Annotated in this window: 6 protein-coding genes; 1 reads left to right on the top strand and 5 read right to left on the bottom strand. The window is 44.2% G+C overall.

Features of this window, described 5'->3' with window-relative positions:
• The coding region (locus F6K37_RS24130; RefSeq protein ID WP_287252620.1) for a CPBP family intramembrane glutamic endopeptidase at positions 1–654 on the top strand (654 nt) is incomplete at its 5' end.
• 75 nt (positions 655–729) lie between these two features.
• Here the strand turns inward: F6K37_RS24130 and tftA are convergent.
• The 5 genes from tftA to F6K37_RS24105 all read right to left on the bottom strand — a co-directional run.
• On the bottom strand, positions 730–2,043 hold the full coding sequence (gene tftA, locus F6K37_RS24125) for a hormogonium tapered terminus morphoprotein TftA (RefSeq protein ID WP_287252617.1): 1,314 nt from the start codon (positions 2,041–2,043) through the stop codon (positions 730–732).
• A 226-nt stretch (positions 2,044–2,269) separates the two neighbouring features.
• Positions 2,270–3,376 carry a peptidoglycan-binding protein gene (locus tag F6K37_RS24120; RefSeq protein WP_008188316.1) on the bottom strand — a complete coding sequence of 369 codons (1,107 nt, stop codon included), beginning with the start codon at positions 3,374–3,376 and terminating at the stop codon, positions 2,270–2,272.
• A 609-nt stretch (positions 3,377–3,985) separates the two neighbouring features.
• Positions 3,986–5,287, bottom strand: coding sequence for a TauD/TfdA family dioxygenase (locus F6K37_RS24115; RefSeq protein WP_287252615.1), 1,302 nt, complete (start codon positions 5,285–5,287; stop codon positions 3,986–3,988).
• A gap of 47 nt (positions 5,288–5,334) precedes the next feature.
• A complete protein-coding gene (locus F6K37_RS24110; RefSeq protein WP_008188321.1) occupies positions 5,335–6,654 on the bottom strand; it encodes a TauD/TfdA family dioxygenase in 1,320 nt (439 codons plus the stop codon).
• A gap of 175 nt (positions 6,655–6,829) precedes the next feature.
• A partial coding sequence (locus tag F6K37_RS24105) for an aspartate 1-decarboxylase (protein ID WP_287252613.1) occupies positions 6,830–7,194 on the bottom strand: 365 nt, incomplete at its 5' end.

Here is a 7,194-nt window from a genome sequence, read left to right as displayed (position 1 = left end):
ATCGGTCAACTCCTGTTACCGCTTTTAATTGGGCTCTCACTGGGGATTGTTGGGATTAACCCAGCCAATTTTACGGTACAGATGAGTGCTTTCTATGTGTTGCTAACTTACCTAATCATGGCATTTGGTGGCTTGTTAGTGATGTACCTTTCCATTAAGCCCTTTTTGCCCCTGCCACAGGATTGGTTTCGGTTCAAGTGGCGCAGCAACTGGATTGTCTGGGGAGTCGGTGGCTATTTGATAGCACTCCCCTTGGTGATTGTGGTATCTCTGATTAACCAACAGTTATGGCAAGGAAATGGCGGTAGTAACCCACTGTTGCCCCTAGCTTTGGAGGGACAGGACACCATAGCTTTAATCATATTTTTTCTGACAGCAGCTGTGGCAGCACCAGTGTTTGAGGAGATAATCTTTCGAGGGTTCTTGTTGCCCTCTTTGACTCGTTATCTACCAGTTTGGGGAGCGATCGCATTAAGTAGTCTGATTTTTGCGATCGCTCATTTGAGTCTCTCAGAAGTCCTACCCCTAGCCACATTGGGAATTGTCTTGGGATTCGTTTACACGCGATCGCGTAATCTCCTAGCTCCCATGCTGCTCCATAGTCTCTGGAATAGTGGTACGCTTCTGAGTTTGTTTGTTTTAGGCAGTAGTTAACAATTGAGTATGACGTGTGAAGTATCAAGTGTTAAGTATTAAGTGTGAAGTATGACGTATTACATTCTTCATCCTTCAAAAAACACCATAAAGCTGTTTAATAAGTACCATAATCTGATTCCCGTACTCCAAATCTGGATTCCAACGTCTGCCTAAGTCATAAACTGAAGGAGCAACACCTCTGGGCACATAGTCAAAACGAGGGTCTACTATCGGGGGCTCGTTAATCATATCAGTACTGGCATATGCCTTCAGGTGCTCAATGTGAGCTTTAACTCCTGTTTTCGGGTCAGGAAATGTAGCACCAGCAGCACTAGCCTCAACAGTACCCAATCCACAGAAGTTATTCTGCTCAGGTTTGACCTTCCCTCCAAAGCGTAAATAATCGGTTTCCAAACACATCTGACAGAAGGCAACATCGTGGTTAACTAACTCATTTTCCGCTTCTTCTATGTAAAGTCTGGGTAAGTCAGGAAATTGTTTTAAACCGTCTTCATTGTTTTTCTCAAGAAAGCTTTTCAATTGGCTTTCCGTGGCATTTCCCATCCCCATAATTTGGTCACCATCTTCCAGTAAGGTGCGGGGAAGTGAATTTAAAATTACAGTTTTTGTCTGATTTTCCCAGGATGCAGCTATATTAAACTCTTGTAAGTCTACCGCTTTGACATATACCACATTTCCGTAACTGATTTGCCGAATATCTTCCCGATCAGTTAGGCTAATCCCGAGCATTTCCACTAAATCAACGGGAATAAAGGCATTGCTATTAATTAAAATACCTTTTTCGTCATACTTCTGTTGTTTAATAAAGATATTGATAGTAGGAAATTCAGGAGTTTTTGGAGTCTGACCGCTCCATTGAATTAACCCTTGAGCAATCCCTTTTGCAAATTTTTCCCGCTGATTTTGCAGTAACTCTAGGTCTTGAGGATTGTCGATAAAACACAACTGCATGAGTACCGAAGAGACTGCTACCTGACGACAAAAGGATAAGCCACGCCGATTTGGAGAGTGGATATCCGGTTTAACGCCACGACTGGGAAGTTCAGGAATTTCTTGGAGTAATGCATTAAGTAAGAGCTGAGCATCCAGCTGCCTTTCATCGTTACCATAGATGTAAAAGGCTTGAGCCCCTCCCAGGGAACCGTTAAAGGCATTGCCATCAATTTCCAAGGCTACGTCACCAGGCACAGCATTGGCATTGATCCATCGAATCGTGTCTCGACGGCTGAGAGAGTCAGGAACAACAATACAATCTACTCCCCGTAATTCCAGCTCTTTAACAATTTCGTTACGGGTAAGTATCATTTCCCGAGATTCTGTTGTGCCTAAAGCCACTACTCCCGGGTCTTTGAGGTCATGACCAGCGGAAATTAGAATACGTGCCATGGGTTGGTCTCTTCTCCTTAGTTTACCGTTTTTTGGTCGGAAAATAATTCGGTAGATAGCTTTAAAAAGTCGTGCTAATAGCTTACGCATTTAAATTGTCAGTTACGGAGAAACAATCAATGAAACAATCAATGATGACTTAGGAATGATGAATACCTCTGGAACTTGTGAATGAATGATACATTGTTTTGCCATTGACCATTGGGTTAGGGTCAATGGTTCTCGATTAAAGTCCCATCTTGGCACGGGTTGCTGGGCCGACAACTCCATCTACATCTAAGCCGTTTTGTTCTTGGAACTGCTTTACAACTCCCTCACTACCTGGTCCATAGACACCATCCGGCTCCAGACTATAGCCTGCTTTGGCCAAGGCTTGTTGAATAGCACGTACGTCTTCTCCCTTCATGTAAGGTTGGCTTAGGCGCAGTACCCGAAATTGTATTGACTTGTCAGATTCGGTCTTGGGGGGTACCGAGATCGAAAACCCTTCTGAAAAACTATTGTTTAGTCGTCTCTCGGTTGATGGTCCGTAGGAACCATCTTCGGCAATCCGGTCATTGATATTATAGCGGTTCCAAACTCGCTGGAATGCCCGCACTGCTAGGGAGCGAATGTCTCGGGTACGTCCGCCTACGTAGTCGAAATGAACTGGGTCCCCCCAACCGAGCCATCGCCAGCCGTACTTCTGGAGGTAAGGTCGCCAGCTCAGGTAATCTGAAATATCAATGGCTAGACCACTTTGGTGATTACTTCGAGACGGACGGGCAGCAATGGGAATACCGCAACGGCGATTTCTGTAGTGGTTATATAACACTAATTGCTGGGCAATGGTGCGATAGGCTGAATTGATTACCATGGGAACGCCCCGGTCTTGAATAGCACGTTCGAGGGCTCTTTTGGCAGCGGGTTGCAGCATAGCCCAGACAGCAGGACCTAGTTCCACATCTAAATCATCAAAACTGATTAGTACATTCGGGATGAGTCGGTTCATTTCATCAATAATCTGTTTGTCTAGCCCCCGAACCACTTCTGTGGAGCAGGAGGTAACATTCCTGACCTTGATGGATATTTTCTTAGGGAACAACTGCTTGTCGTCATCCCAAACTTCCACATGGGGTTCGTAGACGTACCAGGTATTCTTGCCATTAAATTCATCTTTGGTCAAAGCAACCCGCAGGTAAGACTTCTCTTCTTTGAGGTCTACCCAGCTGTGCAGCTCTAGTTCCCTGCCTTTTTTGACCCAAACTTTATCCTCTTCATTTTCGATCTTCTGGCTGGGTACAGGTTGCTGTTTTAGGAAGGTATCATGTACGATTTTCAAAGATAAGACCATCAGTTTCCCTCATAGATGAAATGGTGGCAGTAGTCGTGATTGGTGAGTCGTGATTGGTGAGTGGTAATTGGTGTTTGTTAGTTCAAGTACACTCCTGCCTAGGAGGAGTTATTAGGACGTTTCAAGCTAGCTGTTGTTAGCGGTACCTAACTCAAGACTCTTACACTATATATTTATATTCAATACTAGAGCCTGGGATTATGGGCAAATCCTTGAAAAATTAGCCATAATCCTCCTCTGGTAACGGTTAGAGTCAAGAGGATATCAATGTTGGTGCTTGGTTAGACAGTGAGCAGCTACTGACTCGATTCCTAAGCCCAATCCCTGTTACTGTAATCAGCATTCGAGCCTTAAGTCCTATTATGTCTGCTTTAACAATCCCTCGGGAACCTCTATTAAAATGGGAGGACAAAAATTTTTTTTGCTTGTGCCAGTTTAATAACTAGCATATTATTTAGGAATAAATTACCGATTTGTGATAATGAGCAACTATTATAATAGTTAGGGCGCACCTCGGTGCGCCCTAAAAATAGCTTTAATCTTCTGATGCAAGCGCTGTTTGTTGTTGACAGCGCTTCACTTCCCATCGATTAAGATTGTTCCATTATCTCAAACATAGCGATCTGCGAGAATTTCCAAAGCACGGTCTGAGCATCCCATTAACCACAGGTTTGACATCCCAGTTTTCTCCCCTAGCAAAATTCGCCGTCTACAGCGGAAGGTTTCTTCCTCCAAGTAGGCTCCTAGCAACGTTCGTTTCAGGAAAGGACTCCAGATACCAGTACGTCCATGGAGCACTCGCCAGTTGTCAACTACTAACACCTGTCCGGAAGTCAGTAGAAATTCGGCATTATAGTCAGGATCTTGTAACAGTTGGGAAAATCTTCGGTAGGCTGTCAATAGGTCTTGAATCTTATCGTAGGAAACTTCTAGAGGTATCCTGGTGTTGTGGTTATACCGAATCTGATAAACTTCTCCATTTTCATCTAAGTTAATTAGATGATTACGTCGATAAGCTTCCCATTCGTATTTTCGGGGGCTGAAATCATTTTCCGATAGTTTCTCTTCTACAGAGAGTCGCCGACGACCTGCTGGTATATATTCTGTGGTAAGTAGCTCAAAGAAGTAGGGGTTTTCTGTTTTGATTACCTCTGCTAATTTGAAACCATCAACGACGGTAGAATAGGCTTGTCTGTCGTTATCCGGGTTGTCGTAGAGGGTACATTGCAGATATTGGATTCCAGTGGGAATATCGAAGGCAGTAACGTCTGTATGATTTCTTAAACGCCCCAATTGATAAGAGTGTTGGATAGCTTGAGCAACTGTGTTTTGTCTATCCATAGTAAATACATTGGTGGGATGATAACGTTGCCGTAAAGGCCCCACCCGTTCCACCAATGCCCGAAAGCTTTGTTCGTCATTTGGAGCATTCTCAATTATTGCTACCCCTAGTTCGACGAGCTGATTTAAGTAAGACAATAAAACGTCGTCATCATTCATCACCTCATGATAATCAAAATAAGAGATAGATACTGATGCATCCCAAAGTTGAGGTTTTGATTTTTGTTTAAGGGCTGGGTCATTGTAACAATGAACTCGTAGCCAGGAAGGATCGAATACACTGTGATGCCCTGTTTCCTGACCACCCCAGACAATATCCAAATTCCCTTCAGGATCAATTGTCACCTTTTCAGTAGTTGGGTTTAAAGGAATTTTGAGGAGGTCATGTCCGCTATTGAGGCTTAAGGTATCTCGCTGAAAGCATTTAGGACAGCGACAGCTATCTAGGAGCCAGAGATTATGGTAAAAGCTTTGATGGCCATCTTTCCAAGTGATCTCTACGCCATTGTCACTGGTTGCCATGGATTTGATACAAAAAGCAGGTTTGAGTTGTCGAAGTAGCGTGGTCATGTTAATTTCAAGCTCCTATGTATCAAGCTGCTATGTATGTCGTTTCTTTAGATTGTGGTGCGGTCTGCCAGAATTTCTAAAGCACGGTCTGAGCATCCCATTAACCAGATATCTGACATACCGCTTTTCTTACCTAGTAACAGTCGCCGCCTGCTACGGAATGTTTCTGGCTTCATGTAGGCTCCCAGTAAAACTCGTCGCAGCTGAGGATTATGAATGGCGGTACGCCCGTGGAGTAATCGCCAGTTGTCGTTAACTAATACTTGTCCCGGAGCGATCAGAAATTCGGCGTTATATTCAGGAGCTTCAGCTAGCGCTGTAAATGCTTGGTAGGCTGCATATAAGTCTTGAATCTTATCAGGAGAAACCTCTAGTGGCACTCGGTCTGTTTCATGGTGACGAATCTGGTAGACTTCACCCGTTTCATCCAAATTAATTACATGCTGACGATGATAAGTTTCCCATTGGTACTTCTTGGTGCCAATTTCATGCTTAGATACTTTTTCTTCCACACCCAGGCGACGGCGACCTGTTGGCACATACTCTGTGGTCAGCAACTCGAAGAATTTTGGCTGTTGGGTTCTGAGAACTTGGGCAATTTTAAATCCATCCACTAACGTGGAATATGCCTGTTTGTCATAGTCTGGGTTGTCGTATTGGATACATCCGAGAAATTGCAGTCTGGGAGGAACGTTGTAAGACACATGGTCTGTGTGATTATGTAAACGTTGCATATACTGATAGGCGTGGTGAATATTCCCTGCCAGTTTGTTTGCTGTATCCAACGTAAAGATATGGGTGGGATGATATCGTTCTTGGATCGGTCCAATCCGCTCTATCAGTGCCTGAAAACTTTCTCGATTCTTGGGCACGTTGTCAATGATGACTACTCCCAATTCCAGCATCTTGTCCAACCACAGCAACAGTGCCCAATCGTCTTTCATCACTTCGTAGTAATCGAAATGAGGGATGGACACTGATGAATCCCACAGTTGGGGTTTTCGTCGCTGTTTGAGAGCGGGGTCTGTTTGACAGTGAACTCGCAGCCAAGATGGATCGAATACACTGTGATGTCCAGGTTCTTGACCGCCCCAGACTATATCCAAATTGCCTTCACGATCAATCTTGACCGCTTCAGTGATGGGATTGAGTGGCATTTTCAGGGGGTCATGTCCTTCCCCTTCTGAGCTGTTAAGGCTCAATGTATCCTGCTGGAAGCATTCGGGACAGTGGCAAGCATCCCGCAGCCAGAGGTTATGGTAAAAGCTATGATGACCATCTTTCCAAGTGACTTGTACACCGTTGTTGTTCACTGCAACTGATTCAATCCGAAAAGCGGCTTTGAGTTGCCGAAGTAGGGTTGTCATCTTTCACCTTTATGCTTTGTATTACTTGCTTCCGATTTATTTGAAAACAGGACTTACGCGCTTAAGTGTATTTAGCACCCCTATCTACCAAATTATGGATATTTATGGAAAGTAATGATGTCAAAATACCCCAAAATTGGGTAATTTAGGAGGCAAATGCGTAATTCCTGGAAAACTAGGCTTCAGCCCCCACCATTACCTCTGACTTAGAGGTCAATTGTTTGCCGTTACTGGTTTGATAGCCGTTGTATTCCAGTTTCTCTCCATTAGGGGTGAGAGTAGGGGTGAGAGTCTGGTAAAAAACTTCTTGACAGCAGTTGTTTTCATCAGCAATCAGTACCCGCGCTTGGTGTCCGCTACTCAAAATTTCAGCGCGATCGCATTGCTCGTTTGCCCAGATAATCAAGGTATCTCCCTCTTTGCACAGTAGCGCTCCCCCTCCATTGGGACAAATTTTTCCTGAACCTGCTTCTCCTGGCAAAACATAGGTTGACCAGCGATTGCCATTGTCAATGTTGACAATTTCTACTTCTTCGAGGG

This window comes from Moorena sp. SIO4E2 (genome assembly GCF_010671945.1).
In the GTDB taxonomy this organism is placed as follows: Bacteria; Cyanobacteriota; Cyanobacteriia; order Cyanobacteriales; family Coleofasciculaceae; genus Moorena; species Moorena producens.
This window is presented reverse-complemented; position numbering and strand designations above follow the sequence as displayed.